This is a genomic window from Paenibacillus tarimensis, from assembly GCF_021532315.1.
Classification (GTDB): Bacteria; Bacillota; Bacilli; order Paenibacillales; family Paenibacillaceae; genus Paenibacillus_I; species Paenibacillus_I tarimensis.
The window spans coordinates 217602-243298 of sequence record NZ_JAKGAO010000004.1 but is presented as its reverse complement, the minus strand read 5'-3'; the positions used below and the strand labels follow the sequence as shown (position 1 = coordinate 243298).

The 25697-nt window shown below is 51.4% G+C and carries 31 protein-coding genes; 7 read left to right on the top strand and 24 right to left on the bottom strand.

Annotation, left to right across the window (positions count from 1 at the left end; all coding sequences use genetic code 11):
- Positions 1-7 precede the first annotated feature (7 nt).
- From spoIIIAE to L1N82_RS02305, 6 genes are all read right to left on the bottom strand, one after another.
- Positions 8-1255, bottom strand: a complete 1248-nt coding sequence (gene spoIIIAE, locus L1N82_RS02330; RefSeq protein WP_235285719.1) for a stage III sporulation protein AE — start codon at positions 1253-1255, stop codon at positions 8-10.
- A gap of 2 nt (positions 1256-1257) precedes the next feature.
- On the bottom strand, positions 1258-1653 hold the full coding sequence (spoIIIAD, locus tag L1N82_RS02325) for a stage III sporulation protein AD (RefSeq protein ID WP_235286143.1): 396 nt from the start codon (positions 1651-1653) through the stop codon (positions 1258-1260).
- Between the two features lie 23 nt (positions 1654-1676).
- On the bottom strand, positions 1677-1880 hold the full coding sequence (spoIIIAC, locus tag L1N82_RS02320) for a stage III sporulation protein AC (RefSeq protein WP_111149099.1): 204 nt from the start codon (positions 1878-1880) through the stop codon (positions 1677-1679).
- Between the two features lie 14 nt (positions 1881-1894).
- The gene (gene spoIIIAB, locus L1N82_RS02315) at positions 1895-2413 is read right to left on the bottom strand and encodes a stage III sporulation protein SpoIIIAB (protein ID WP_235285718.1); all 519 of its coding nucleotides are present in this window, start codon (positions 2411-2413) and stop codon (positions 1895-1897) included.
- Positions 2410-3468, bottom strand: coding sequence for a stage III sporulation protein AA (spoIIIAA, locus tag L1N82_RS02310; RefSeq protein WP_235285717.1), 1059 nt, complete (start codon positions 3466-3468; stop codon positions 2410-2412). Before spoIIIAA ends, spoIIIAB begins: the two co-directional genes overlap by 4 nt.
- A 101-nt stretch (positions 3469-3569) precedes the next feature.
- Positions 3570-3836: a YqhV family protein gene (locus L1N82_RS02305; protein WP_235285716.1), complete on the bottom strand. Its 267-nt coding sequence runs from the start codon at positions 3834-3836 to the stop codon at positions 3570-3572.
- 148 nt (positions 3837-3984) lie between these two features.
- Between L1N82_RS02305 and comA the strand changes: the two genes are divergently transcribed.
- The 3 genes from comA to L1N82_RS02290 all read left to right on the top strand — a co-directional run bounded on the left by comA (position 3985) and on the right by L1N82_RS02290 (position 6156).
- Positions 3985-4833 (top strand): phosphosulfolactate synthase, encoded by an 849-nt coding sequence (gene comA, locus L1N82_RS02300; RefSeq protein ID WP_235285715.1) that lies wholly within the window; start codon positions 3985-3987, stop codon positions 4831-4833.
- A 27-nt stretch (positions 4834-4860) separates the two neighbouring features.
- On the top strand, positions 4861-5574 hold the full coding sequence (locus L1N82_RS02295) for a 2-phosphosulfolactate phosphatase (protein WP_328284414.1): 714 nt from the start codon (positions 4861-4863) through the stop codon (positions 5572-5574).
- A gap of 117 nt (positions 5575-5691) precedes the next feature.
- Positions 5692-6156 (top strand): DUF441 domain-containing protein, encoded by a 465-nt coding sequence (locus tag L1N82_RS02290; RefSeq protein WP_235285714.1) that lies wholly within the window; start codon positions 5692-5694, stop codon positions 6154-6156.
- Between the two features lie 86 nt (positions 6157-6242).
- On the opposite strand, the gene L1N82_RS02285 is transcribed toward L1N82_RS02290, so the two are convergent.
- The 5 genes from L1N82_RS02285 to L1N82_RS02265 form a co-directional block, all read right to left on the bottom strand.
- On the bottom strand, positions 6243-7496 hold the full coding sequence (locus L1N82_RS02285; protein WP_235285713.1) for an aspartate kinase: 1254 nt from the start codon (positions 7494-7496) through the stop codon (positions 6243-6245).
- Between the two features lie 134 nt (positions 7497-7630).
- The gene (gene efp / locus L1N82_RS02280; RefSeq protein ID WP_111149093.1) at positions 7631-8188 is read right to left on the bottom strand and encodes an elongation factor P; all 558 of its coding nucleotides are present in this window, start codon (positions 8186-8188) and stop codon (positions 7631-7633) included.
- Positions 8189-8224: 36 nt separating this feature from the next.
- Positions 8225-9295, bottom strand: a complete 1071-nt coding sequence (locus L1N82_RS02275; RefSeq protein ID WP_235285712.1) for a M24 family metallopeptidase — start codon at positions 9293-9295, stop codon at positions 8225-8227.
- A gap of 47 nt (positions 9296-9342) precedes the next feature.
- The gene (gene aroQ, locus L1N82_RS02270) at positions 9343-9780 is read right to left on the bottom strand and encodes a type II 3-dehydroquinate dehydratase (protein ID WP_235285711.1); all 438 of its coding nucleotides are present in this window, start codon (positions 9778-9780) and stop codon (positions 9343-9345) included.
- Positions 9781-9869: 89 nt separating this feature from the next.
- Positions 9870-10376, bottom strand: coding sequence for a YqhR family membrane protein (locus L1N82_RS02265; RefSeq protein WP_235285710.1), 507 nt, complete (start codon positions 10374-10376; stop codon positions 9870-9872).
- Positions 10377-10619: 243 nt separating this feature from the next.
- Here L1N82_RS02265 and L1N82_RS02260 point away from each other — a divergent pair, with 243 nt between their 5' ends.
- A complete protein-coding gene (locus L1N82_RS02260) occupies positions 10620-11531 on the top strand; it encodes a DUF1385 domain-containing protein (RefSeq protein ID WP_407946678.1) in 912 nt (303 codons plus the stop codon).
- Between the two features lie 59 nt (positions 11532-11590).
- Positions 11591-11881, top strand: a complete 291-nt coding sequence (locus L1N82_RS02255; RefSeq protein WP_235285708.1) for a hypothetical protein — start codon at positions 11591-11593, stop codon at positions 11879-11881.
- On the opposite strand, the gene L1N82_RS02250 is transcribed toward L1N82_RS02255, so the two are convergent.
- Together L1N82_RS02250 and mntR are read right to left on the bottom strand one after the other, a co-directional pair.
- The gene (locus L1N82_RS02250; protein ID WP_235285707.1) at positions 11878-12822 is read right to left on the bottom strand and encodes a patatin-like phospholipase family protein; all 945 of its coding nucleotides are present in this window, start codon (positions 12820-12822) and stop codon (positions 11878-11880) included. The genes L1N82_RS02255 and L1N82_RS02250 overlap by 4 nt on opposite strands.
- Positions 12823-12958: 136 nt before the next feature.
- Positions 12959-13381, bottom strand: coding sequence for a transcriptional regulator MntR (gene mntR / locus L1N82_RS02245; RefSeq protein ID WP_235285706.1), 423 nt, complete (start codon positions 13379-13381; stop codon positions 12959-12961).
- A gap of 197 nt (positions 13382-13578) precedes the next feature.
- Here mntR and splB point away from each other — a divergent pair, with 197 nt between their 5' ends.
- A complete protein-coding gene (gene splB, locus L1N82_RS02240) occupies positions 13579-14640 on the top strand; it encodes a spore photoproduct lyase (RefSeq protein WP_235285705.1) in 1062 nt (353 codons plus the stop codon).
- 7 nt (positions 14641-14647) lie between these two features.
- On the opposite strand, the gene L1N82_RS02235 is transcribed toward splB, so the two are convergent.
- The 9 genes from L1N82_RS02235 to L1N82_RS02195 form a co-directional block, all read right to left on the bottom strand.
- Positions 14648-15361 carry a cytochrome c biogenesis CcdA family protein gene (locus L1N82_RS02235; RefSeq protein WP_235285704.1) on the bottom strand — a complete coding sequence of 238 codons (714 nt, stop codon included), beginning with the start codon at positions 15359-15361 and terminating at the stop codon, positions 14648-14650.
- 15 nt (positions 15362-15376) lie between these two features.
- Positions 15377-16180, bottom strand: a complete 804-nt coding sequence (locus L1N82_RS02230; protein ID WP_235285703.1) for a metal ABC transporter permease — start codon at positions 16178-16180, stop codon at positions 15377-15379.
- Positions 16181-16252: 72 nt separating this feature from the next.
- A complete protein-coding gene (locus tag L1N82_RS02225; protein WP_235285702.1) occupies positions 16253-17056 on the bottom strand; it encodes a metal ABC transporter ATP-binding protein in 804 nt (267 codons plus the stop codon).
- Between the two features lie 73 nt (positions 17057-17129).
- Positions 17130-18290: a metal ABC transporter solute-binding protein, Zn/Mn family gene (locus L1N82_RS02220; protein WP_235285701.1), complete on the bottom strand. Its 1161-nt coding sequence runs from the start codon at positions 18288-18290 to the stop codon at positions 17130-17132.
- A 197-nt stretch (positions 18291-18487) separates the two neighbouring features.
- The gene (metG, locus tag L1N82_RS02215; RefSeq protein WP_235285700.1) at positions 18488-20479 is read right to left on the bottom strand and encodes a methionine--tRNA ligase; all 1992 of its coding nucleotides are present in this window, start codon (positions 20477-20479) and stop codon (positions 18488-18490) included.
- A 381-nt stretch (positions 20480-20860) separates the two neighbouring features.
- On the bottom strand, positions 20861-21088 hold the full coding sequence (gene yidD, locus L1N82_RS02210; RefSeq protein ID WP_111149081.1) for a membrane protein insertion efficiency factor YidD: 228 nt from the start codon (positions 21086-21088) through the stop codon (positions 20861-20863).
- A gap of 18 nt (positions 21089-21106) precedes the next feature.
- Complete coding sequence (locus L1N82_RS02205) at positions 21107-21550, bottom strand: Fur family transcriptional regulator (RefSeq protein ID WP_235285699.1); 444 nt, start codon at positions 21548-21550, stop codon at positions 21107-21109.
- 143 nt (positions 21551-21693) lie between these two features.
- Positions 21694-23658: a stalk domain-containing protein gene (locus tag L1N82_RS02200; RefSeq protein ID WP_235285698.1), complete on the bottom strand. Its 1965-nt coding sequence runs from the start codon at positions 23656-23658 to the stop codon at positions 21694-21696.
- A gap of 185 nt (positions 23659-23843) precedes the next feature.
- A complete protein-coding gene (locus L1N82_RS02195) occupies positions 23844-24062 on the bottom strand; it encodes a hypothetical protein (RefSeq protein ID WP_235285697.1) in 219 nt (72 codons plus the stop codon).
- A gap of 152 nt (positions 24063-24214) precedes the next feature.
- Between L1N82_RS02195 and L1N82_RS02190 the strand changes: the two genes are divergently transcribed.
- Positions 24215-24736: a PCYCGC domain-containing protein gene (locus L1N82_RS02190; RefSeq protein WP_235286141.1), complete on the top strand. Its 522-nt coding sequence runs from the start codon at positions 24215-24217 to the stop codon at positions 24734-24736.
- A 113-nt stretch (positions 24737-24849) separates the two neighbouring features.
- Here the strand turns inward: L1N82_RS02190 and L1N82_RS02185 are convergent, their stop codons facing one another.
- A complete protein-coding gene (locus L1N82_RS02185) occupies positions 24850-25050 on the bottom strand; it encodes a hypothetical protein (RefSeq protein WP_235285696.1) in 201 nt (66 codons plus the stop codon).
- Positions 25051-25176: 126 nt separating this feature from the next.
- Positions 25177-25647 carry a hypothetical protein gene (locus L1N82_RS02180; RefSeq protein WP_235285695.1) on the bottom strand — a complete coding sequence of 157 codons (471 nt, stop codon included), beginning with the start codon at positions 25645-25647 and terminating at the stop codon, positions 25177-25179.
- Positions 25648-25697: the final 50 nt, after the last annotated feature.

Genomic DNA, 25697 nt, shown 5'->3' with positions numbered 1-25697 from the left:
CTCCTGCTTACCTGATCATAATCGCAGCGTTTCCGGCTGTAATAATAATGGTCACTGCCAGAAAAAACATCATTCCGACTGCCGCGAGCGATGCGAAGACAAAGATCATCGTCTTGCCGATTGTTTCCAGGCAAACTGCAATCGGACTGTTACCAAGCGGCTGCATAATCGCTGCGGACATCCGGTAAATAAAGGCAAGGACCAGAATTTTGATGGCAGGAAACGCGCACAGGAACAGTAGGATGACTACGCCTGCAATACCGATAGCATTTTTGACCAGCAGTGAAGCAGATACGACTGTATCCGCAGCATCCGAGAACATCCGGCCTACGACCGGAACAAAATTTCCGGTTACGAATTTCGCTGTCCGGATCGTTACCCCATCCGCAACTGAGCCCGTTGCCCCCTGTACCGAAATAACACCTAGGAATATGGTCAGAAGAAGCCCCAGAAGACCGACCCCGATCGTCCGCAGAAGGTTTGCCAGTTGTGTCACCTTGAACCTGTCCGAGAGGGCGCTAGCAATGTGCAGTACCGCCGAGAAGAAAAGCAGCGGAAACACAAGCGCATATACCAGGGTTCCTACCGTATGAATCATAAAGACGATAAGGGGATGGACGACGGTAACCGTCACGACACTGCCCATTGATGCAAGCAGCGTAAGCAGCAGCGGAATCATCGCCATCATGAACTGTATCATGCCGGCAATCGCGTCTTTGGCGTAGCCGATTGCCGAGTTAAAGCTGTTGACAGCGAGCACCAGCAGCACCATGTAGGCAATTGCGTATCCCACCTTGCTTACCGCATTGCGCTCGAAGGCATTCTGCAAGGTTTCCAATATCATACAAAAAACGGCCAGCAGAACGATCGTAACAAGCAGTTTCCCGCTGTATAAGACCTCGAAGAGAACGAATCGGAGCAACCCCTGCAGGACGGTCTTGAAGTCCAGCCCTTCGCCCCCCGGAATAATCATCTCCATAAAGCTCGGCATATGCCGGTCCGGAAACAACCCGCCGTAATCTTTCATCAGCTTATCCCAGTAGCGCTCAATCGGCTGGGTATCGAGACCCTCGAGCCCTTGTTCCGTAACTGCCCCGGTTACCGCTCCAGCTTCGGCCGTCTGACTGCCTCCTTCTGCCGGAGAAGGGGCGGAAGCTGAGAGCATGGGCGTGTAGATAAGCAGCAGCAGCTGGCAGAGCAGAGCCGCTGCAATGAGCTTTCTGGTATACGCGATTCGCCCTGCAGCACCGATCATTCTTATCCACCTCCCGGCATAAGGCCGAGGACAGTCTCGATGATGACTCCGATAATGGGCACGCCCATCACCAGGATGAGCACCTTCCCCGCAAATTCAATCTTCGTGGCAATGCTCTCCTGTCCCGCATCCCTGACAATCTGCGCACCGAACTCGGCAATATAAGCGATTCCGATAATTTTCAGTATGGTCTGCAGGTAAACACTGGGTATACCGGATCGTTCCGCCAGCTCCTTCAGTACCTGTATGACCGCGTCGATCTTCCCGATCAGAAACAGAAACACGTAAATCCCCGTAAATGCTGCCAGCAAAAAGGCGAACATCGGCTTGTGCTCCTTGATGACTAGAATCAGCACCGTTGCAATCAGTCCAAGACCGACGATCTGAATAATTTCCACTGCAGTCACCTACTTGTCCGTGTTTACTGGAACAGAAAGATCGTCTTGATTTCCTGAAACAGGTCATTCAGCAGCCTGACAACCATAAACAACACAACTACGAATCCGATAACGGTCACCCAATGTGCCATATCCTCTTTGCCCATCTGCTTCAGTACGGTATGGATCATCGCGATGATGATGCCGATGCCCGCAATCTGGAAAATGGCGCTGACGTCAATATTCATCTTCCGGCCCCCCGCTACACGATAAGAATGACGACTAAAGCGGCAGCCAGAACACCAAGGCTCTTCCACATCTTGCTATAGCGGGCCTGCTCCTCGCGAGCCGTCTCTTCCTCCGTCTGAATCTGCAGCATCGCGAGCCGCAGATGTTTCAACTGATCTTCCCTGTCGCTGATGCCAAGAGCGGCGCCCAGCCTGCTGAGCGATGACTTTTCCGACTGCCGCATAGCCGTTCTTCCCCATCCTGCTTCGAGCGTTCCTTCCCAGCATTCACGAAACGATAAGCCATTCTCAGATACAAGGCGGCTAGCAGCATTGCGAAAGAGCTCCGGCACAGGGCCCGGTATATGTCCTGCCGAGCGCTCGAGCGCTTCGGGAAGCGGAGTTTGTCCGTACCCGATTTCCGTCTCCAGCCGCTGCAATGCGTGAATCAGCTGACGAAGCTGTGCAGTCCTGTCTGTATACCTGGCCGCCTGCTGAAACCCGAACATCGTACCAGCAAACATAATCAGCACCATACCGAGGGTACTGATCATGGGCTTGCCCCCCTTCCGATCTTCACAGCCGCCGCGGGGATTTGTGCAGCAGCTGAGCTCCAATCTGCCGGCAGTGTTGGTGATCTCGCTCCTGGTTGGCCCCTTCCGCCCTTGACCGGAATCACCCTGTGGGCCGTCCCTGCCGCTGTGCGCCTCAGCTCAATTAATAAATCAAAAGCACTGTCTTCCAGCAGACTGTACAGCACCGGTCTCCTCGCCGCATCTTCAAAATTTGCCGCATGGGCAGTAGCCATTACGGCGACCCCTGCATGGGCAGCTTCACGAATCGCAGCCCCATCCTCCATTCGGCCGATCTCATCAGCGATTAGCAGCTCGGGCGACAGGGAACGCAGCATCATCATCATTCCTTCCGCCTTCGGGCACGCGTCTATGACATCGGTTCGCGGGCCGACATCAAAGGTCGGTACACCTCTGACACAGGCTGCGATCTCCGAACGCTCGTCCACGATACCAACCTTGCGGGCCGGCCATTCTCGTCCAGCGCTCCGCCCCCACCTGCCGTAGCTGACTGACCGGGCAATATCACGGATCATGGTTGTCTTGCCCTGCATCGGAGGCGCGATTATAAGAGCTGACAGCAGATTGCCCTTAATCGGGTCCAGCAGCTTTGGCATTAATTGGTCGGCGACCCCTTTCAGATCTCTCGCTATCCGTATATTAAACCCGCTGACATCCCGCAGCCCTCTAACCAACCCGTCTTCCAGTACCGTTCTGCCTGCAAGACCAATGCGATGCCCTCCAGCAACCGTAATATATCCTCTGCGAAGCTCCTCCTCCATTGCGTATAAGGAATGATTCGTAATTCGTTCAAGCAGCTTCCTGCAGGCCTCTGCCGATGGCTTGTACGCTTCTCGAGGGTTGGTACCCATCCATCCGCTCTCCCCCGTAAAGCCGTATCCGCCCGCGAATCCGATCTCTAGAGGCCTGCCTTCCCTGATTCGAATCTCTTCCAGACTCTCCAGTACCTCTGCAGGCAGCTTGCCCAGCATCTGGTATATTTCCGCCGGCAGAAGATGCTTTACCTGGTTCAACATCCTGTACCGCCTCCCGGTGTGGATTGCTTGTTCGTTCCTAGCCTATGCTTGGCTGCTCGCGAATTATGACAGGCAGTTTAATGTTTTACGAGAGAAGTCTGCTATTTTTTGAGAATGCCTATGAGCAGGCAGGTAATTCCTGCAAGCACCCAGGCAAATTTCCCAAGCGACAGCTTGTCGGAAATACCGATTAGTCCGATTGTCGTTGTCGTTATGAGAATAAGAGGACCGACAAGCGCCAAGGATGAATTGACAACAAGCCCCTTCTCAATCGAGTTGAGCCGCAGAATGAGAAGCGCGGCCAATATTTCAATACTTCCTGATAGAATCCGCAGCATCCCCATGGCCAGAACGACTTTATTAATCACCTTTGATTGCCTCCTTTTGACATGCCTTTAGTACAACCTATGCGGGCTTGTCATTCCTCATGCCGGGCACCTGCCCTCTTGCCGCTGCATATATTGCTGCATGGTTGTTACAAGCAACCGAAACTGTGAAGTAAGGAGACATTCGACTATGGAGGTAACCCCGAGAAAGGTATGGCACCCCCTTCTGTGCAATCCGGGCGGCCAGCGTGACGCGAGCCGTCTGACTGGCAGCGGTGCCGGGCGCAAGGCTCTAAGCGGCGGCAGAACCATGGTGCTTGATAAAGGGCTGGGCTTGAACAGCTTTACCGACCTGATTGACACAGCAGGGACTTACATTGACTTCATAAAGCTTGGATTCGGAACTGCTCCTCTATATCCGACCGAGCTGCTTCTGCGTAAAATCAGCTATGCCAAGCTGCACGGCATTGTCATCATGCCGGGAGGAACACTGCTCGAAGCAGCTGTTCACATGGGAGTGGAGGATTCGTTCTTCAATTCCGTGTGCCGGCTTGGCTTTGACGGGATTGAGGTTTCGGATGGCACAATCGAGCTCACGCGTGAGCATCGGACTGCATTAATCCGCGAAGGTGTCTCAAGAGGTTTGACAGTCTGTACAGAGTATGGAAAGAAGGAAGCCGGATCTGTTATTGACCCGGAGGAGCTTGCACGTACAGCAGAAACTGACTGGCAGGCAGGAGCGGATCTGGTCACAATAGAAGCCAGGGAATCCGGAATGGATGTTGGGCTGTTCGATAAGGAAGGGAGCTGCCGTCAGGATACTTTCTCTAAGATCCTGAATACTGTGCAGAAGCCTGAGAGCCTATTGTGGGAAGCTCCTCTCAAGGAGCAGCAGGTATTCCTTATCAAGGCAATCGGGGCAGATGTGCATCTGGGGAATATTCCACCTGCTGATGTGATGGCGCTGGAGGCTATGAGGCGCGGCCTGCGTAATGATACGTTTGCGGTATCCAATAAGCCGTCCGCGTATATGATTTAATAAGGGTAAGGCCGGAGGTATCCTACTATGATGAGAATTCAGGTCATCCCCAATACTGGCGAAGCAAGGACGGATCAGTTCCTGCACAAGACGACGATCGTTATCGACGTGCTCCGTGCAACCAGCACGATCGTCACCGCGCTTGCGGAAGGAGCCAGCGGTGTTCTGCCAGTTGAAACGGTTATGGAAGCCAAAACCCTGCACAGGCAGGGAGATTTACTCGGAGGAGAGCGGTTCTGCCGCAAAATTGCCGGATTTGATCTGGGTAATTCACCGTCCGATTATCAATCCGGTGCCATTTACGGCCGGAGGATACTGCTCACTACAACGAACGGCACCAGAGCTATTCACAAAGCCGGCCGAAGCGATCATGTGCTAGCGGGCTCTCTGCTCAACGCCGAGGCCTGCGCATCCGCAGCCGCCCTGCTTCGCAGGGATATTGTCATGTTCTGTGCCGGTACGCATGACGAGTTTGCTTTTGAAGACGGTCTCTGTGCCGGTCTATTAATTGACCGGCTGCTTAAGATAGCCGGCGAAGAGACCGAGACGGATGATCTCGGTCTTGCTATGCTCGGCTTCTACCGCAGCAACGAGGACAGCATCGCGGAAGCACTGCTTCGCTCGGCTTCTGGTAAGAGACTGACAAAGCTGGGTTATGCCCAGGATGTTACCTTCTGTTCCCAGGTCAATCTGTTTGATGCTGTTCCAAGACTCTCTGGCGACACCATGACAATCGTATAGCTGAGTACAGCGATGACGTTTGAATCCATTTCACAGCTTGTCATAATTCCCCGGCTTGGACATACAATGGATTGAAACCTGATCTTTAGGTTAATCTGTCAGGCTGGGAGAATCGGCATGAGCGGTGAAGTTATACTTGTCGTTTTGATCATTATCGGACTTATCGGCAGATCGCCCATCATATCGACGGCTGCATGCATTTTGCTGATCGTCAAACTGATATCACTCGATCGGTTTCTGCCCGCTATTGAGCGCAGGGGACTGGAAATCGGGCTGCTGTGTCTTACCTTTAGTGTTCTTGTTCCCTTTGCATCCGGACGGATTCAAACCAAGGAAATTATCGGCGCACTCACATCCTGGCCCGGCTGGATAGCATTGATTGGCGGCGCAATTGCCACTTATGTCAACGGAAAAGGTCTTGAGATGCTGAAGTTCGATCCGCAGCTCATTGTCGGTCTGGTCATAGGTTCCATACTCGGTATTGTATTCTTCCGCGGCATTCCAGTCGGCCCCTTGATGGCAGCCGGTATTACAGCTATCCTCTATAAGCTGCTTTCCCTGCTCTCCGACAGAATTTCATGACGAACGCTGCATTGCAATACAAAGAAAGGACTGAGTTCCCCTGTCAGGGAAAGCTCAGTCCTTCTTCATGCTATAATTACCTACGACTACCGTCGCTCCTGAGGCCCGCCAACAAAGGCATGCTCTGCCGTATCAAGACCAAAAGCGGTATGAAGCGATCTTACCACTTCGTTCAATTGATCACCTGAGATTACACAGGAACACTTGATTTCTGATGTGCTGACCATCTTGATGCTGACGCCCAGGCTTGAGATTGCTTCAAACATTGTGGCGGCAACACCAGGGTTGCTGACCATGCCAGCACCAACGATAGAGACCTTAACCAGCCCGTCCTCGGAAGATGTCTCACGATACGGAACCCGCGTTCTGATGCTCTCTATGACTTCAATCGCTTTAGCTTTATCTTCACCCGATACGGTGAAGGAGAAATCAGCCTTGCCATCCAGTACACCGCTCTGTACGATAATATCTACATCAATACCGACTTCCGCCAATGCCCCGAATACATGGGCCAGTACGCCCGGCTCGTCTTCAACGCCCAGAATTGTAATCCTTGCGACATTCTTGTCAAAGGCGATACCGCGGACGGCTATCCCCTGCTCCATAACCGCTTCCTCCTTTACATACGTGCCCTCGTTCTTCGTGAAGCTTGACCGTACTACAAGACATACATTGTAATGCTTCGCATATTCAACAGCGCGCGGATGCAGCACAGCTGCACCAAGGTGTGCAAGCTCAAGCATCTCGTCATACGAGATCTCATCCAGCTTACGGGCATTCTTGACGACACGCGGGTCTGTTGAGTAAACACCGTCCACATCCGTATAAATTTCACATAAGTCAGCTTTAATGGCAGCTGCCAGCGCAACGGCCGTTGTATCGGAACCGCCGCGTCCAAGTGTCGTGATATCGCCCTCTTCCGACATTCCTTGGAAGCCTGCTACGATAACAACTTGATCCTGATCCAGCTCTTTGAAAATCCGTTCCGGTCTGATATCGGTGATCTTGGCTTTCGCATGAACGGACTCCGTACGGATACCGGCCTGCCAGCCTGTAAACGATACGGCCTTGCCGCCTTGTGCCTGAATGGTCATCGACAACAGCGCAATCGAAATTTGCTCGCCGGTTGTGAGCAGCATATCCATCTCGCGTGCTGGAGGATTCGGATTCAGCAGCTTCGATTGATCAATCAGATCATCCGTTGTGTCCCCCATAGCCGATACGACAACAACGATCTTGTTACCCTCTTGCTGTCTCTCGATAATCCGGCTTGCAACCCGCTGCATTCGCTCAGGCGAACCTACGGAACTGCCGCCGAATTTCATCACTATCAATGACAATGTCGTTCAACTCCTCACCATGTCATTCGCATACAAGTAATTATTATAGCAAAAAGATAAAAGCGCGAATAGGACTTAAAATATATATAATATATAAAAGAACCCGTCCGGATTTCGCCGGACGGGTAGAACTGCTAGGCACGGGAAATATATTTGCCTTCCCGCGTATCGATGAGCAGAACATCGCCTTCGTTAATGAACAGAGGAACCTGAACATTAAGGCCGGTTTCAACTTTCGCATTTTTCGTTGCGCCAGTCGCCGTATTGCCCTTGATGCCTGGCTCTGTCTCAATAACCTTAAGCTCTACACTGTTCTGCATCGTGATACCGATAATTTCACCTTTATAGCTTGCGATGTTAACATTCATATTTTCTTTCAGGAAGTTAAGCTCCCATTCAAGCTGGCTCTTGTCCAGATTGAATTGGTCGTACGTTTCATTATCCATGAATGTATATTCATTGCCGGAATTGTACAAGTATTGCACTTCGCGGTTCTCGATAATGGCGCGTCCGATATTTTCACCTGCACGGAATGTTTTCTCAACCAGGTTGCCGTTGCGGAGGTTCTTGAGCTTGGAGCGCACAAATGCCGCACCTTTACCCGGCTTAACGTGCTGAAAATCAACAACCGTAAAAATGTCGCCGTCCACCTCAACGGTCAGGCCTGTTTTGAAATCGTTAACTGAAATCACTGAAAATTCCCTCCTAATAAATCTGCATCATGGACCTTAACCCAGAACGGTCAGCTCTTTCGGGGATGAGGTTAATATTTTAATCCCGGTATCGGTAATGACAATGTCGTCCTCGATCCTGACGCCGCCGAACTGCGGTATGTAGATGCCTGGTTCGACCGTAACCGTCATGCCGGGTGTTAAAATCGTATCGCTCTTCAGGGATAGCCGCGGAGCTTCATGAATCTCCATGCCTAGACCATGGCCTGTGCCGTGTCCAAAAAACTCTCCATAACCATACCGTGTTATGATATCCCTCGTCAAGGCATCCGCTTCCCTGCCTGTCATTCCCGGCTTAATATGCTCCAGCGCATACAGCTGGGCCTCCAGGACGATATTATAAATTTCCTTATGCTTGTCTGATGGCGTCCCGTAAACTACTGTGCGGGTAATATCCGAACAATATCCCTTGTACAACGCGCCGAAATCAAACTTGATAAACTCATCTCGCCCGATTTTCCGGCTGCTCGCTACCCCATGAGGCAATGCGGAACGCTCACCCGAGGCGACGATTGTTGTGAACGATACGGCGGAAGCGCCGTTGCGCCTCATAAACCACTCCAGCTCCAGGGAAAGCTCAAGCTCGGTACGCCCGGTTTCAATAAAACCAAGGATATGCTTGAATGCTGCGTCTGCCAGTTCGCAGGCTTCCTGCATAATCACAATCTCACCCGGCTCCTTGATTATACGCAGATCTTCAACTACCCCGCCTGTCGGATGGAGTGTAACCGGTGCAAGCGCTTCAGACCAAGCCAGGTAATCCGCATGCACGACATGATTTTCTTCAAAACCGAGCTTAGTGATCTGCTCATTCCCAGCCAGCTCCTTAACCGTATCCAGCCAGTTCTGCGCATGCTCCACAACCTTATAATCCTTCGCCTGTTCGGGCGCTTGCGTCATATACCGGAAATCGGTCAGCAGGTAGCTGCTCGTCCCGGTTATGAGCAGCATGCCTGCTGATCCGGTAAATCCGCTCAAGTAGGCTCGGTTGACATCCGATGCAACCAGTATCGCGTCAAGTCCGAGATTTTCCAGCTTGGCTCTCAGCTTGTCGATCCGTTGTTTCATTGCTCTTCCCTCCTCTAAATATGCAGGTTATGCTGGCTATTGCCGCGTTACTGCCTGATTACGTCAACCAGCGCCTGGAGACCAAGCGTGTAGCTGTTTGCCCCAAAGCCTGCAATCTGTCCAGCCGCAACCGGAGCAATGACGGACACGTGCCGAAAAGGCTCCCGCTTATGTATATTGGACATATGAACTTCTACAACCGGCAGCCCCACCGAGCTGAGTGCATCTCTAAGCGCATAGCTGTAGTGTGTCAAAGCGCCCGGGTTAATCAGGATTCCGTCCATCGTTCCATAGGCGGCATGAATCCGGTCAATTAGCACACCCTCATGGTTGGATTGGCAAAACTCCAGCTCCAGCTTCAACCCGGCCGCCTGTTCCCTCAGCATGTTCTCAATGTCTGACAGCGTCCGGCTGCCATATACACCTGGCTCGCGAACGCCAAGCATATTCAAGTTCGGTCCGTTTATAACGAGCACCCTGGCCATAAGGCCACCTCCGGTCGGCGATTAATAGCGATTACGTAAAAAGATTACATGACATTTTACCATAATCTGCTGCACCTTGAGAAGAGCTCTTAATGAATGGTCATCGGTTCCCGGCCGGCTTCGCTATGATATTCAAATGCGATAGAAAAACCAATGAACAGTCCCCACAGCAGGTAAATGCTGAGCATCGTGAACAATGTGTTCCATCCGATTACATTTGGCGGCCCAATAATCTTAAGAGCCGGAGCGCCGATAATAATGACCCCGCCATACCAGGCGCCTCCGTAGATAAGACCCGGCCAAGGACCCTTAAACCGTCCCAGCAGCAGGTAATACAGCAGGGCAGCAGCAACGGAGAATCCGATATACATCATAATTCCCATCGCATGACCCCAGTACGTGACCAGAAAGGTTCTGCGGAAAAACGGCTCGGCGAGATAACCCGGTATCACTTTGGTAAATGACAACGAGTATAGCAGCCAGTGCAGCAATCCCCAAATCAGACCGGCAAAAAAGCCTATCTCAAGACAATACAGCCAAGGGTTGGTACGCTCCGCCTGTTTTTTCTTGCGAACCTGCATCAATAACTTGGACATCCGTCACATCATCCTCCAGCTTAAGGGTAAGTTTACGGGCTTTAGTATATGCAGGAGGTCTTTCCTTCAAACAGCGGCTAAAGCGGCTCGGCTGGCGGTAGCAATCCACTGCTAAATCAAGTAAAATAATGATAGGCGCCGTTTCCTGGCGCAGGACAATCAGACCGAACAAGGAAGGTGGAGCACGAGTTGTCTCAAGAAGCAAGAAACATCTATGGCGGACAAGCAGTAATCGAAGGCGTCATGTTCGCAGGCAAGAACGTTAACGTAACCGCCGTAAGGCGGAAGAACGACGAAATTGTTTTTTATGAGGTGCCCAAGACTTCTGCCAACTGGGTCCGCTCACTCAAGAAGATCCCGCTGATTCGCGGGGTTGTGGGCATCGCCGAGTCGAGTGCCAAAGGGTCGCAGCATCTTAATTTTTCCATAGAGGCTTATGCGGAGGATGAAGCGGGAGAGGAAGGAGCGGCAAAGGATAGCAAGCAGGCGGCGAGCGGTGAACCTAAATCCGGCTGGAGCTTATCGATGCTCTTCGGGGTTGCCATCGCAGGCATCATTTCCTTCGTAGTCGGCAAGGTCGTATTCACGGCAGTCCCGGCCATCGTGGAGGAGCTGCTGTTCGGCAAAGCATTTGAAAATGTCATTGTGCATAACTTTATTGAAGGCGCAATAAAAATATTGTTCCTGCTCACCTATCTGTATGTTATTTCTATGACCCCGCTGATCAAGCGGCTGTTTCAGTATCATGGAGCTGAACATAAGGTCATCAGCGCGTATGAGGCCGGTGTAGAATTGACGGTCAGCAACGTGCAAAAGTTCACGCGTCTTCATTACCGCTGCGGCAGCAGCTTCATCATTTTATCGGTCATTGTCGGGGTCATCGTATACTCCTTCTTTACTTGGGACAGTTTATGGGAAAGAGTGTACATCCGGCTGCTGCTCCTGCCTCTCGTGCTTGGGCTTTCGTATGAAGTGCTTCGTTTCACCAATGCCCTTCGCGATACACCCGTGCTGCGTTATCTGGGCTATCCGGGGCTCTGGCTCCAGCTGCTAACCACTAAGGAGCCGACAGACGATCAGGTCGCTGTATCGATCGCCTCCTTCAACCGCATGCGCGAGCTGGACGGACAGTCTGCTGCCGTCAAGGTGGTTTAACTTTCGTTTCTTGCAGATTTTAGAGCAGCTGAAGTTCCATTTGGAAAGGATGGATCGCCTTGCGTAGAAAATGGAATCCGTTGATGATTGTACTGCTTGCGTTAATCATCATCGGGCTAATTGAAGATTTAACTTATAATCCGATTCAGCTGTTGATCCCGCTGCTCATCTTCGGCACCGTCTTCCTGCTCTACAAATTCCCGCCAGGAGGCGCCCGGCGCGGGAAACCGGCTGTACGCAAAACATCTGCCAGCAGCCGGTCCAAGAGCAGCACCCGCAGCCGCAAGCCAGTCCCCTTCCGCGTTATTGAAGGCGGCAAGGACGACGACAATTTGCCGAAATACCATTAGTTAAGCGGGAAATATCGGTCAAAGAAGGTATCTGCTTGACTGAAACCCGCGTTAAACAGCTTCTCGCTTAACTCCTTGTTAAGATCAAATTGGGTGGACCGAACGCCAAGAGTAGGTATCTTCACCGTTCGGCTTCGGTACTGCTTCTCGATGTAGCGCTCGTCATGCGCCTGCATCATTGTCTCGAATATCGCTTGGAACATGGATATCGGACCGCGGATTTCCCGCGGTTCGTTTTCATTTTTGCCAACCAGTTGAAATCCGATCGTAACTACCCCTCCGCCTGCTGCAAGCTTGCCATCCTCCGTCCCCTCGAACAGCCACAGCGGAAAGTTGCTGAGCAGGCCTCCGTCAACAATGTAAGCGAATCGGTGCTTGAAGGACAGCTCTCCTCTTACCGGCTTCTGTAACGGCAGCTTCAACCGAAGGATGACCGGATCAAAGAAAAAGGGTATGCTCGTACTCATCCTTACCGCACGCGCAATCTCCATCTTCATGGGATTTCCCCCGTACATCACCATGTCATCCGGCAGGACAAGAATTCGCCCATTGGATATATCCGAGGCGACAATGGTCAGCTTGCCCTTAGGCAGGTCCTCAAAGGTCCTAACTCCCCGTTCAAGAAGCAGCCTCCTCATCCAGGATTCCAGCGCCTCACCCGAGTAGAGCCCTTTCCTTACCAGCAGCCTCATTGCCGGCCCGATATATTTGACGCTGCTCAGTCGGCTCCGCTTCAGAAATTGGCGGTAAGGCGTCTGTCCGATGATTGTCTTAAGTTCGACCGCATTATACCCGGCAGCCAGTAACGAAGCCACAATGGAGCCCGACGAGGTGCCCGCCATCCTGTTGAAGGCAATCCCTCTCTGCTCAGCAGCATACACGGCCCCGGCCAAGGCGATGCCCTTGACTCCCCCGCCCTCAAATACTGCATTAATTTTCATGTCAGCTATGTCTCTCCGATCCGCTGAACCTGTATTAAGAGATTAGGCATCGGTTCACGATATGCAGAGAAGCCAGGACGATATGTAAGAATTTATAATAAAGAAAACCGGGCACGCTCGTTTGCGTACCCGGTCTTTATTCACTTTCAAGCTCCTTGCGGATGGCTGCCAATACCTCCAGCCTTGTCTTGTCACGGTTAAAATACTCCACTAGTGTTTCAATGCAGGTAATCGAATCCCAGCTCAGGTGATGTTCAATACCTTCTACATCCTTGTAGATCGTCTCCTCAGGAACACCAATCATTTCGAGAAAGGACTCCAGCAGCTGATGGCGGTCTACGAGGCGTTTGCCCATCTTCTTCCCTTTACTGGTTAGTACAAGTCCTCTATATTTTTCGTAAATCAGGTAGTTATCCTTGTCGAGCTTCTGGATCATCTTCGTAACCGAAGACGGGTGAACCTCCAAGCCTTCGGCGATATCGGACACACGCGCATAGCCCTTCTCGTCGATCAGCTTATATATTCGCTCCAGATAGTCTTCCATGCTCGGTGTCGGCATTGAAAGATCCCCCTTGATTAACCGATACGGCTCTCGTTGAACAAGTATTCATTGTACCATACCCTGTCCTGAATCGCCACCATTAACTCAGACGAGCATGATCTTACCTGTGATGAACAGGCGTCTGATTCCATAGACTAACCTTTATCGAATAAGCTGGACCACTCACAAATTCACACCACCCGGAGGTGCCGCCAATGAGCACAACAACCATGGAACGCCCTGCCCGCACGAAGGGATCCTTTGTGCCGGAGCTCGTTTATTTTGAACCTAATGCCCTTGATTACCCCAAAGGACAGCGAATATTTGACTGGGTCAAGGAAACCGGTATTCCGTATCGTATGACGACCTCCCATAACCGGATTACCAACCTGCCTGGCGAGTCAGAGCTTGAACAATACAAAATTGCCAAAAGGACGCTGGTTGTCGGTATTCGCAAAACCCTGAAGTTCGATACCTCCAAGCCATCGGCCGAGTACGCCATTCCAATCGCAACAGGCTGTATGGGACACTGCCACTACTGCTACCTGCAGACAACTCTCGGTGCCAAGCCGTATATCCGCGTATACGTAAATACGGACGATATCATGGAAGCAGCCAAGGGGTATATCGAGGAACGGGCTCCCGAGATCACCCGGTTCGAAGCCGCATGTACATCAGATCCCGTAGGACTTGAACCAATCACCGGCAGTCTCGCTGAGCTGATTGAATTTATGGCTGAGCAGCCGTTGGGCCGGCTACGTTTTGTTACCAAATTTCACCATGTAGACTCGCTTCTGGGGCTTACGCATAACGGCAACACCCGGATCCGGTTCAGCGTCAACAGTAAATATGTCATCAAGAATTTCGAGCCTGCAACCTCCAGCTTTGAACAGCGTATAGAAGCAGCAGCGAAGGTCGCGGGGGCCGGCTACCCGTTAGGCTTTATTATTGCTCCGATTATCTGGCATGACAACTGGGAAGAAGGATATGGCGAACTGCTGGACTCGCTGGCAAAGGCTCTGCCCAGAGAAGCATCTGGCGGACTGACCTTTGAGCTCATACAGCACCGGTTTACCAAAACGGCGAAGTCCGTCATTGAAAAGCGGTATCCGAAGACTAAGCTGGAGATGGATATCGAGAAGCGGAAATACAAATGGGGGCGATGGGGACAAGGGAAGTATGTCTATCCCGATGAACAAGCGTATGCGCTCCGCATGTATATCTCAGAGCGCATATTTGAACATTTTCCCGATGCGAATATCGACTATTTTACCTAGAATATTCTCAAAACTTAAGCCATTCTGGGGTGATTCCGTTCAGCCAAACGGTGATTCTTGTCATCTGATCGGTAAACAGCAGAATCCCCATGACGATCATCACCACTCCGCCTACCTTCATGATCCGGTTAGAATACTTCAGTATAGCCCGGGCAGAGCCTAAGAAGAAGGCCAGGATAAAGAAAGGTATGGCAAAGCCCAATGCGTATGCAGTTGTCATGGAAAACCATGAGCCTGGCGAGGTGGCCTGCAGGCCAAGAATAGCAGCAAGGATGGGTCCAATACAGGGCGACCAGCCGGCCGAGAAACCAATTCCAAATATAAAAGAACTTATGTATCCCGTTTTACCTGTCCGAAGGTCAAGCTTTAACTCCTTCATCAGGAGCTGCGGTTGAAAAACGCCAAGCAAAAACAGTCCCATCAGCATGATCAGAATAGCGGACAAACGCCGGATCAGTTCCTGGTAGTCACTGAAAAAGTCTGCGAAGGCGTTAACCCCGTAACCCAGCGTATAAAACAGCAGCGAGAAGCCCAGGATGAAGAACAGCGTGTGAGACATCGTACGGAGCCTGACTTGCTTCGGCTTGTTCTCATCCTTGAGCTCGCTGACAGATATGCCGGTAATATACGACAGATAGGATGGGTAAAGCGGCAGGCAGCATGGTGAGACAAAAGAAGCAAAGCCTGCGCCAAACGCCAGCCATATATTAACATCAGTCATCGTTTACCTCCCTTTTTATCTCTTCACTGCGGCTTTCCCGATCATCAGCACCAGCATAATGGCGATGAGGAGCAGTACTATTGTCGCGCCCGGAGCCAGGTTCCAAAACCCCGCCATCATGAGACCGGCAATAACAGCCGATTCAGCCACCAGTACGACCAGCACAACAGACTGTTTGAAGCTGCGGGCCACAATCAGGCTGCAGGCTGTCGGGATAGTGAGCAGCGCGGATATCAGCAAGGCCCCGACAATTTTAATCGATACACTAATCACGAGAGCTGTAAGCACGCTGATCATCAGATTAAAATATCGCGTCGGAAGGCCGTTAACAGCCGCCGCATCCTCGTCAAAGGTCATGAGGAACATCTCCTTGAACTGCATTACGATGGCTCCGATCACTACCAGTGTTACTGCCCCGATTACCAACAGGTCTGTATCGTTCAGTGTATAAATACTGCCAAATAAGTAGCTGTCTATATTGACACTAAATCCTCTTCCAAGAGAGAACAGCAAGGAAGCCAGTGCAACACCGCCTGACATGATGATGGCAATAGACAGCTCTGCGTACGTTTTGTAAGCCTTGCGCAGCTTTTCAATCGCGAAAGAAGCCGCTAATGCAAATAATAATCCTACCCCAAGCGGGTATGCGCCGACCAGAAAGCCTAACGCTACACCGGCTATTGATACATGAGCCAGCGTATCGCCAATCATGGCTAGCCGCCTTAAAACGAGAAAAAGGCCCATTAACGGTGCCGTTATCCCAATCAGCACACCGCCGAGCAGCGCGCGCTGAAAAAATTCACTTGTTAACAGTTCCAATGGAATAATGCCTTCCTTCCTAACCGGACGCAGACTCTGTTAGTCGGAAGCTGCTGTCCTCGGGTGAGTATATTATGAATGCGCAAGCTGCTGTTCCATGGTATGACGGAGCCCCTTGAGGCTGTGTGTCAAATCGGATTCCACACAGTTTTCCACATCATGAGAATGACGTACATAAAACTTTAATTTCCCGCTCTCTTGAACCGGATGGTCGCCTAAGTAAGCACGCATCCGTTCCATTTCGTGGGAAACCATTAAGAATGTAATATTATGATGCTTGTGCATGTGCTGAATCATATGGAAGAAGTTTTCCTGCGTTTCAGCATCTATGCCAACCGTCGGCTCATCCAATATTAGCAGTGCCGGGTTATTGATAAGCGCTCTAGCGAGAAAAACCCGCTGCTGCTGCCCGCCTGACAGCATACCGATCCGTTTGCCGGCCAGATCCTCAATCCGCATGGCCTGCAGGGCATCGTCGCATTTGATCTGATCTGTTCTGCTGATCCGCCGGAACAGCTTGCGCCTGCTGTACAGACCGGACAAGACAACCTCGCGAACTGTAGCAGGAAAAAGTGGATTGAAGGAATTTTTTTGCGGCACATAGCCAATCTTCTCCCAGTGGTCAAAGCCGTTAACCGGTTTGCCGAACAGAGACACCGTCCCCGACTTTGGCTTGAGCAGCCCTACAATCATCTTTAGCAGAGTCGTCTTGCCCGCACCATTGGAGCCGATCAACCCGACAAAATCCCGCTCTCTGACAGACAGGTTAAGCCCTTGTATAACCCGGTTATGATCGTAACCGAATGATACATCCTCCAGCGTTATAATTTCCTGGTGACAGCCAGCCGAAGGACTGATCCTGACCTCATCCTTCATTACCGTCCACCCTCCTTCAATAGAAGCTGCCAGGGGCCTTAAGCAGGCGCCTGGCAGACTTGCGTAGTCTATATTATTGTAATGCCTTCTTTAAATTTTGCAAGTTTGTCTCCATCAGCGTGAAGTAATTGTCCCCTTTGGCCTCCTGCTCAGGCGTTAAGCCTTCAATTGGGTTCAGAACTAGCGTATCCACCTTCGCTTCGTTCGCTAACGTATCTGCCAGTGTCGATGAAACCATTTCTTCGAAGAAGATATACTGAATATCGTTCTCTTTCACATAGTTTGCGATACGGATTATATCCTGTGCCTTCGGCTCAGCATCCGGTGACAGGCCCATGATGGCAATCTGGTTCAGGCCGTAGTCTCTGCACAGATAACCAAATGCCTGGTGGGATACGACAATATCTTTCTTTGGCAGCCCTGACAGCTCCTCTGTGAACTTCTGGTCAAGCTCCTTCAGGCGACCGATTAAATCCTCAAAGTTTGCCTCGTATTCGGACGCGTTGGCCGAGTCGATCTTCACCAGGCTGTCCTTAATATTCTCTGCCATCTTAACGGCCGACTTCGGGCTGACCCAGGTATGCGGATCTTTATCCAGCGAGTGGTTATGGCCTGCTTCCGCCTCGGCGGCATGCTCTTCCTCATGGCCTTGTTCCGCTTCACCCTCAGCCTCATGCTCTTCCTCGTGGCCGTGCTCCGCTTCACTCCCCGTCTCATGTGCATGCTCTTCCTCATGGCCGTGCTCCGCTTCACTCTCAGCCTCTTGCGCATGCTCTTCCTCGTGGTCATGACCCTCTTCCGGATTACCGCCAATCAGAGCTATTCCCTTGCTTGCCTCCAGTGTTGCCACCTTGTGATTGTTACCCAGTCCCTGCAGAAAATCATCTACCCAGCCTTCAAGCCCGGCTCCATTATAGATGAACAGCGCGGCGTTTGACGCTTTCGTCAAATCCTGGCTCTTCGGCGTCCAATCGTGAGGCTCTATACCAGCAGGAATAAGATTCATGACATCGACCCGGTCGCCGCCGATTTCACTTGCAAGAAAATATAAGGGATAAAAGCTTGTGACAATGTTCAATTTATCAGGATCGTCATTTGAAGCCTTGTTGCCGCCAGAGCAAGCAGCTGTCAACAGCAGTATCGAAGCCAGCAGCAGCAGCCCCCCTGTACGGATCAACCGGTTCTTTGCAGCTTTCCACTCACGCTTGCCCTTTACTCGTAAAAATAGATTCATTCGTTTAATCCCCGCTTCGCGTATAATCTCTTCTTCGTAATCGTTACAATTACGTTTATGATTATATAGCCGGGTGGAATAGCTGTCAATGCCTATCCGATTATAACCCTGTCATGAGCTGTGCTGGCCGAATTAGTCATTAAAGCTGCATAAAAAAGCAGCCCCGTGTTTATGAGACGGGACTGCTTATAACCTCGTTACTTCACAATAGCGCCGTTCGGCATGCTGTCCGGTACCGTTGCCACTGTCAGTTGGTCACCCTGGGACGCTGCGAGAATCATTCCCTGAGACAGCTCCCCGCGGAGCTTGACCGGCTTCAGATTAGTTACGCAGATAACCTTGCGGCCGATAAGGTCCTCGGGCTTATAATGCTTCGCAATGCCGGATACAACCTGGCGGCGTTCAAACCCAAGATCAAGCTGCAGCTTCAGAAGCTTATCCGCCTTCTTGACGGGCTCTGCCTCGAGCACCTGAGCCACGCGAAGCTCCACCTTGGCAAAGTCGTCAATCCCGATCTCCGGCAGACCTTCAATCTCCGGAGCCGATGCTGCCTCTGGCTGCGCTGCCCCGCTCATGGAAGCTGGCTCAGCCGCAGCCTGCGGCTGGCCGCCTGTCATGGAGCTGGCGATATACTGAACCTCGTCGGCTACCTCAAGACGCGGGAACAGCGCTTGCTCCTTGTTTACCTTCGTACCGGCCGCCAGGCTGCCGAAACGCTTCGTGCTCTCCCAAGTCGTAAGCTCGCCTGGTCCAATACCCAGCTGACGCCAGATCGCTGAAGGCGCTTTGGTTAGGAATGGCTGAATCAGAATAGAGATGATTCGCAGCGATTCCGCAAGATGTGCCATGACAGATGCCAGTTCGCGTCTTGTCGTCTCCTCCTTGGCCAGTACCCACGGCTGAGTCTCATCAATATATTTATTCGTCCGGCTCACCAGCTGCCAGATCGAAGCAAGTGCCACCGAGAACTCCATCTGATCCATCGCACGCTCAACGCCCGCAACTGTTTCGGCAGACATTTCACTCAGCACGGCGTCAAAGGAAGTTACGCTGCCTTCGTAGGCAGGAATTTCACCGTCAAAATACTTGTCAATCATAGCTACCGTCCGGTTCAGCAGGTTGCCAAGATCGTTGGCAAGATCAAAGTTAATCCGCTCTACAAAATTCTCTGGCGTAAATGTCCCGTCTGCACCGAAAGGAACTTCCCGCAGCAAATAATAGCGGACAGCATCCAGGCCGTAACGGTCAATCAGCAGATTCGGATCCACCACATTGCCTTTGGACTTGGACATCTTGCCATCCTTCATCAGCAGCCAGCCGTGAGCAAAGACTTTCTTCGGCAGCGGCAGGCCCAGCGCCATGAGCATAATCGGCCAGTAGATCGTATGGAAGCGGACGATTTCCTTACCGACCAGCTGGACATCAGCAGGCCAGTACGTTTCATATTTACTGCTGTCCTCCGACCCGTAGCCAAGTGCGGTAATATAATTAGACAAGGCGTCGATCCAGACATAAATAACATGCTTTGGATCACCCGGTACCTTTACCCCCCAATCGAACGTTGTACGTGATACAGCCAGATCTTCCAATCCCGGCTTAATAAAGTTGTTGATCATCTCGTTGCGGCGCGATTCCGGCTGAATGAAGCCCGGATTCTCTTCGTAATACTTCAGCAATTGGTCCGCATACTTGCTCATCCGGAAGAAGTAGCTCTCTTCTTTGACCAGCTCCACACCACGACCGCAATCCGGGCAGTTTCCGCTCTCAAGCTGTCTTTCCAGGAAGAAGGATTCACAAGGCGTACAGTACCAGCCTTCATAGGTTCCCTTGTAGATATCGTCCTGCTCCAGCAGTCGTGTGAAAATTTTCTCCACTACTTGCTTGTGCCTTGGTTCGGTCGTACGGATAAAATCATCGTTGGAGATGTCCAGCTTCTTCCATAGGTCCTTAATTCCTTCGACGATGCCATCGACGAACTGCTGTGGTGTCTGATCCTTCTCCTTGGCCTTCCGTTCAATCTTCTGCCCGTGCTCATCAGTCCCTGTCAAGTACCACACATTGTACCCGCGCAGCCTCTTGTATCTTGCCATAGCATCGCCAGCCACCGTCGTATAAGCATGTCCGATGTGCAGCTTATCGCTTGGATAGTAGATTGGTGTCGTAATGTAAAAGCTCTTGTTTGCCGTCATCCAGTCATTCCTCCTCTTAATTGTTCAGGTTCAAAAACCCGATGAAGCACAAAAAAGCCCCCGCCCGTATGGGACGAGAGCTTGGCTCACGTGGTACCACCCAAATTCCTTCCAGGCGCATAGGGCGCGGGGAAGCTTCATTCATGCCGCCCAACAGCGGCAAGGACCTGTAACGCGGCCTGACGTTCCGCTTTGCCGCCCTTACTTGGGACATAGCTCAGCCGGAATACCTCCGGGACCATCTTCCACAGCCGCTCCTTACCGGTTCACAGCTTATCCGGCTCTCTGAAAAGGGCAATCACCGTGTACTCATCCGTTCATTGGTCTACTGGTTATTCAACAATTATCCTGACAGAATCGTACCTAATTGATCCCGTATTGTCAAGGTTTAGAAGCCTTCGGAGGAACGGGATCGATTCCCCCCGGATGGAACGGATGACAGCGGCAAATCCGCTTGATGGACAGCCAGCTCCCCCGCAGCGCTCCGTGTGTCTCCAGCGCCTCCAGCGCATAAGCGGAGCAGGTCGGATAGAAACGGCAGGTCGGCGGCTTCAATGGCGATATGAATGAGCGGTAAAAACGGACCGGACCTTGCAGCACTTTGCGCATCCTGGAAAAGACACCTCCCTAGCTGTCTGAGCCGGCCGCCGCCGTTTCTGCTTCTGCCGAGCAGTCTTTACAGTAGCCGAACACTTCAAATTTATGCTTCACGACCTTGAATTCCTCTGGAACCTGCGTCATTTCCATCGGGCATAGGGTGATCGGGTAAGTCTTCCCGCAGCTCAGGCAGATCAAGTGATGATGATGGTGGGCTTCGCGGCAGTGCACCTTGAACTTTACACCTTCTTCAAACATAACCTGCTCCAGCACCCCCAGCTCATCCAGGACCCTGAGGTTCCGGTAGACTGTATCAAAGCTTAATCCTGTATAATAATGACCCATGTGGTCGTATACATCCTTGGGCGATAAATATCCCGGTGCATCTGCAAACAGCTTCGCCAGCGTCCTGCGCTGATCAGTGATACGCAGCCCCGCCTCGGACATCAACCGGATGATTTCATCAGTCTGCATCTCATCTTACCTCCGGCGCTATAATGATATCATCATGCCGCAAAAAGCTCGTCCCGTCAATTCTTTAAGACCGCTGCGCAAAAGATAAAACCCCTGATTCCACAGTCGGAATCAGGGGTGAAATGAGTCCTGTAATCAGATGTCTACCACCGGATATCCGGCAGCGGGGTAAACAGCATATTGATTGGCAAATTGCTTCCGGAGGCCAATACGAACATAATCTCAACCGTTTCAGGGACATTACCTGTGCGGTGCAGCACGACGGTTTCCCCGTTGTTATTCAAGATGCCTGTCTGCGGCGCTCCTACCACTTTCCCGTTTACGGAGAATGCGCCTGCATAGTGGCCGCCTCGAGCATTAATCCCAATTAGAGTCCGTGGAGCAACATTGGTGAGCTTCATCTTATAAAGGACGCCAAAGTTACCCGTATTCCACTCCAGTCCTCCAGTAGTGTTATCGATGCCGTCAAGGTAGGTATCAACTTTCTTATCACCAAGCACGATACGCTGAGGCTTCCTGCCTAATCCGTCGACCTCTGCGCCATCAATTACCCGTTCCGCATTATAGAAGGTTCCACGTACATGGTGCTCATCTCGCGACATGAGCTGCATTGATTTTACTGCTGTAACCGGATCCTCGTTCTCCCGCACCACTACAATCTGATAGCGGATCGGCTGGTCCGACATCATGTCGACATGTGCTGAAAAGACTTGAGTATCCTTGATAGGCGCCTTGGCCAAATCGGATGCTACTATCTTCGTCTCGCCCGGCCGCAAGGACTCATACGTATAAGGGGCATTTTCGTTCAAGGCCTGCAGATAGCGTGTGACAGATTGGCGGCCGGCTGTCGACACATAGGTTGTCGGACCGCCGATGCCGATTGGTCCGGTACCCACCTGGGCCACCGTGCCGTTAATGTTCGTCGCAAGCAGATACATCTTGACATTGTAACCTGTGCTGTTCCGGTTGTGGAACATGAATCTTGTCTTGCCAGTCAAATCATCCTGATAGGCAATGCCAGTCGTGAGCCACTGCTCGGGACTGTTACTGCGCACCATTTGCGACGGTTCGTTGTGGAAGCTGTGTTTTACTATCTCATAGTCCAGCACTTTAGCACCGTTGATCTCGTACTTGGCACCAGCCGGCGTATACAGCTGGTTATATTCTTCACGGGTGTACAATACTTCCTCCGTGACTGTCACGAGCTTGGTCACAACGTTAACCATCCCGTGCTGATCCTCAACCTCCAGTGTGACGCGCTTCTCACCTGGCTCGAAGAACACCGGCTCGTTACCCGTCCACTCTCTGCGGGTGATTGCGTTCTCATCGTCATAGCTCCGGTCTATATAGGTTACCTGCTCACCAATTCTGTAGGTTGGCTTCTCTGTTGCAAAATCCGCTACCGGCGGCTGATTCGGTGTACGAACGGTAATCGTAACACTGTAAGGCTCACTCCATGTCCCGTTCTCGTCCATTACCCATCTGGTGATAACATAAGAGCCCGCCGACTCGTAGTATTCCTGCCGGCCTTCCCAGCGTTCGTCTATAATCTTGTAAGGACCATTGCTGGATGACAAGTCCTCGAAAGTTACCTTCGTTTGACCTGCGTAGATGATGTCCGGGCTCACCTTGAAGGTTGCAACGGGAACCGTACTCCAGGTAATTGTGATATTCCCGCTCTTGGCCGTGATTGTGCTGCCAGTGAGGTTGGACCACATGCGAATCGGAACCATGAGGAATCCCTTCTGGTTATATGCAGGTCCAGGACCCTGCACACTGGCGCCGTTAATCTTAATGACCGAACTTCCTGCCTTGAAACGGATTTCCTTCGATCCGCCCTTCGCCACCGATTCCCTTGTCTTCTTATCGTATGATAACGTGTAGCCAAAAGGGGCCGCGATGCCGCGCAGCGGCAGGTATGCCGAGCCCTCAATAATAGTGACCGGCTGGGCAGCTTTCATTTCATTGCCGTTAAAGAAGAGCACGTCACTATTTTTCTTCATCTGCAGGATACTCCCGCCACTGCGTGCAGCAGCTGGTTCTGCTGAAGAGAGTTGTACCGAAATAATAAGCAGCGATAATACCAATAACCATTTCAACGATTTCATGCTTCGTCTCCTTCACCTTCTGATTTCTCTAGATCGCAAGCCCCATTCGCTAGTAAGCTTCAAGGACTCCATCTTGCCGTGCTCGCTTCCCTGTTGTGCAGACCTATCCCTTAAACGCCCTGGAAACGTAAAAGTTGCGTAAAAAAGTATTAAAAAGTATGAAATGTAGATTCCAGGGCTAGCCGTTAACCATTCAAGTGCATGTCGATCAGCAGGACAGCTGCCATCGCCACAAAGGCGACAACCGCCATCATGCCAGACAGCAGCCGCCGCCGGTTAAGCACCGCCGCCCTCCCAGTATCGCCGCTGCTGCGAGCCTCCTGATAGCTGCGGTTTTGAAACAAGAAGAGAATCAGCAGAGCAACAAAACAGATATTACAACCAAACCAGAGCAGTGTATACATCAGATCCCATCCTTTTCCCGATTAACCTTCTAACCAGCGAACGCTTGTCTGTGCAGTTCACATTTTGGACAATTATTCGAATACCGGCTAGACGGTCAACATAGTAAAATTGTATTATACATCACAATGTTAGGAGTTGAACGTAAGTGAGAATGAAATTTTCGGGCATCTCTGCAGCCCTTGTACTTATCCTTCTGATTTCCGCCTGTGGGGGAAGCAATCCCAGCCAGCCGGAACAGCCTTCAGAAACAGCTGGACATCATGCGGAGCATCACCAAAGCCATACTGCAGCTAACGGAGATCTTCGGGAAGCAACAGCGTCTGCAGACGAGCTCCCCTCCTTCTTGAATGCCAAGCCTGAGGAGCTTGTGAATGTATACCGCCTTGCGGCAGAACACTCCGACCTCCTCGATTGGATTCCATGTTATTGTGGGTGCGGTTCTATAGCAGGCCACATCAGCAGCCGGAACTGCTTCATCTATGAAGCGAGTGAAGACGGAGCCATTGTATGGGATGATCATGGAACCCGCTGCGGCACATGTCTGGACATTGCATTTACCGCTGTTATGAAGCAGAAGGAAGGATTGTCCATTCCCGAAATCAGACAGTATATCGATGCGAGGTATGCAGAATCCGGTGAGCCTACACCTACTCCTGAGTATTCCGGGGTTTAGCCCTGCATAGCGTAACCGCAGACAGCCCCCGTGAAGGTGTCCCTTTAACCAGGGACATCACACGGGGGCTGTCTGTCGTCTGTTCCTCAGTTCGTTTCCTGCTTGGGCGCCGGCTACATGAACCAACGGTCCAGGATAAACCCGAATACAATTGAGCTTACGACCGCCCCTGCGAAGGAGATCCAGCCCGCCTTATACCGCAGCTGAAACATACGCAGTATGCCAAGACTGAGAAGCGAGAAAATAAGCAGTATAAAGACCGCCCCTGTTATAAACAGGCCGGCGGAAACATCACTAACATCCACGAGCGACACAGCTTCAACACTCCCTTACCCGGTACAGGTTTTTATAATTTGCATTATAAGGGAAATGCCTGTGAACCGCCAGCATGTACACAATAATTTGGCAAAAAACTTGTGCGGTTGTCCACAATATCTTCACTACTCGAAACGAATTCCAACTTCTACATAACCAGTGTCCATACGTCTCTTCTTAATCTTGATCTGAAGCACACCTGAGCTGTATAACGCTCTTGCACTTGATGGGACGACTAGCCTAGGCAAATCAGTGTTAAGATCCCCCTCCGGCATTCCAGACAATTTTACCCGGTCCGGCCGGACAAAAACCCGAATTGCCGAAAAGTCGGTATCTCTTGCCAGCTGGAACTTAACGATAACAAAACGGTGGGTTTCAAAAACATCAGGCTGCTTCTCGGAGGGGCGCATCTTACCGTTCATAGCACTAGGCTTCTTGGGGAGCGAGCCGCTCACTGCCCTGCCTACCATCTCATTAATCCAGTCCGCAGAGCTGAACATACCGAGCCCCTTAAGTAATCCCTGATGCTCCAGCCACTCCTCTATACGGTTAAAATCTAGCGGGCTGCCGCCCGCCTTCTGATCCTTTTCCGGCATAAATCCTCACCTCTGTTCCTGTCCATTCATCATTAACGACAAGAATAGTT

Bases quoted from the DNA above. Each gene is read 5' to 3' on its own strand.
- spoIIIAE (WP_235285719.1), bottom strand. From the start codon at position 1,255: ATGATCGGTGCTGCAGGGCGAATCGCGTATACCAGAAAGCTCATTGCA.
- spoIIIAC (WP_111149099.1), bottom strand. From the start codon at position 1,880: ATGAATATTGACGTCAGCGCCATTTTCCAGATTGCGGGCATCGGCATC.
- spoIIIAB (WP_235285718.1), bottom strand. From the start codon at position 2,413: ATGATCAGTACCCTCGGTATGGTGCTGATTATGTTTGCTGGTACGATG.
- spoIIIAA (WP_235285717.1), bottom strand. From the start codon at position 3,468: ATGTTGAACCAGGTAAAGCATCTTCTGCCGGCGGAAATATACCAGATG.
- comA (WP_235285715.1), top strand. From the start codon at position 3,985: ATGGAGGTAACCCCGAGAAAGGTATGGCACCCCCTTCTGTGCAATCCG.
- L1N82_RS02295 (WP_328284414.1), top strand. From the start codon at position 4,861: ATGATGAGAATTCAGGTCATCCCCAATACTGGCGAAGCAAGGACGGAT.
- L1N82_RS02290 (WP_235285714.1), top strand. From the start codon at position 5,692: ATGAGCGGTGAAGTTATACTTGTCGTTTTGATCATTATCGGACTTATC.
- L1N82_RS02275 (WP_235285712.1), bottom strand. From the start codon at position 9,295: ATGAAACAACGGATCGACAAGCTGAGAGCCAAGCTGGAAAATCTCGGA.
- aroQ (WP_235285711.1), bottom strand. From the start codon at position 9,780: ATGGCCAGGGTGCTCGTTATAAACGGACCGAACTTGAATATGCTTGGC.
- L1N82_RS02265 (WP_235285710.1), bottom strand. From the start codon at position 10,376: ATGTCCAAGTTATTGATGCAGGTTCGCAAGAAAAAACAGGCGGAGCGT.
- L1N82_RS02260 (WP_407946678.1), top strand. From the start codon at position 10,620: ATGTTCGCAGGCAAGAACGTTAACGTAACCGCCGTAAGGCGGAAGAAC.
- L1N82_RS02250 (WP_235285707.1), bottom strand. From the start codon at position 12,822: ATGAAAATTAATGCAGTATTTGAGGGCGGGGGAGTCAAGGGCATCGCC.
- mntR (WP_235285706.1), bottom strand. From the start codon at position 13,381: ATGCCGACACCGAGCATGGAAGACTATCTGGAGCGAATATATAAGCTG.
- splB (WP_235285705.1), top strand. From the start codon at position 13,579: ATGAGCACAACAACCATGGAACGCCCTGCCCGCACGAAGGGATCCTTT.
- L1N82_RS02235 (WP_235285704.1), bottom strand. From the start codon at position 15,361: ATGACTGATGTTAATATATGGCTGGCGTTTGGCGCAGGCTTTGCTTCT.
- L1N82_RS02225 (WP_235285702.1), bottom strand. From the start codon at position 17,056: ATGAAGGATGAGGTCAGGATCAGTCCTTCGGCTGGCTGTCACCAGGAA.
- L1N82_RS02220 (WP_235285701.1), bottom strand. From the start codon at position 18,290: ATGAATCTATTTTTACGAGTAAAGGGCAAGCGTGAGTGGAAAGCTGCA.
- metG (WP_235285700.1), bottom strand. From the start codon at position 20,479: ATGACGGCAAACAAGAGCTTTTACATTACGACACCAATCTACTATCCA.
- yidD (WP_111149081.1), bottom strand. From the start codon at position 21,088: ATGCGCAAAGTGCTGCAAGGTCCGGTCCGTTTTTACCGCTCATTCATA.
- L1N82_RS02205 (WP_235285699.1), bottom strand. From the start codon at position 21,550: ATGCAGACTGATGAAATCATCCGGTTGATGTCCGAGGCGGGGCTGCGT.
- L1N82_RS02200 (WP_235285698.1), bottom strand. From the start codon at position 23,658: ATGAAATCGTTGAAATGGTTATTGGTATTATCGCTGCTTATTATTTCG.
- L1N82_RS02195 (WP_235285697.1), bottom strand. From the start codon at position 24,062: ATGTATACACTGCTCTGGTTTGGTTGTAATATCTGTTTTGTTGCTCTG.
- L1N82_RS02190 (WP_235286141.1), top strand. From the start codon at position 24,215: ATGAAATTTTCGGGCATCTCTGCAGCCCTTGTACTTATCCTTCTGATT.
- L1N82_RS02180 (WP_235285695.1), bottom strand. From the start codon at position 25,647: ATGCCGGAAAAGGATCAGAAGGCGGGCGGCAGCCCGCTAGATTTTAAC.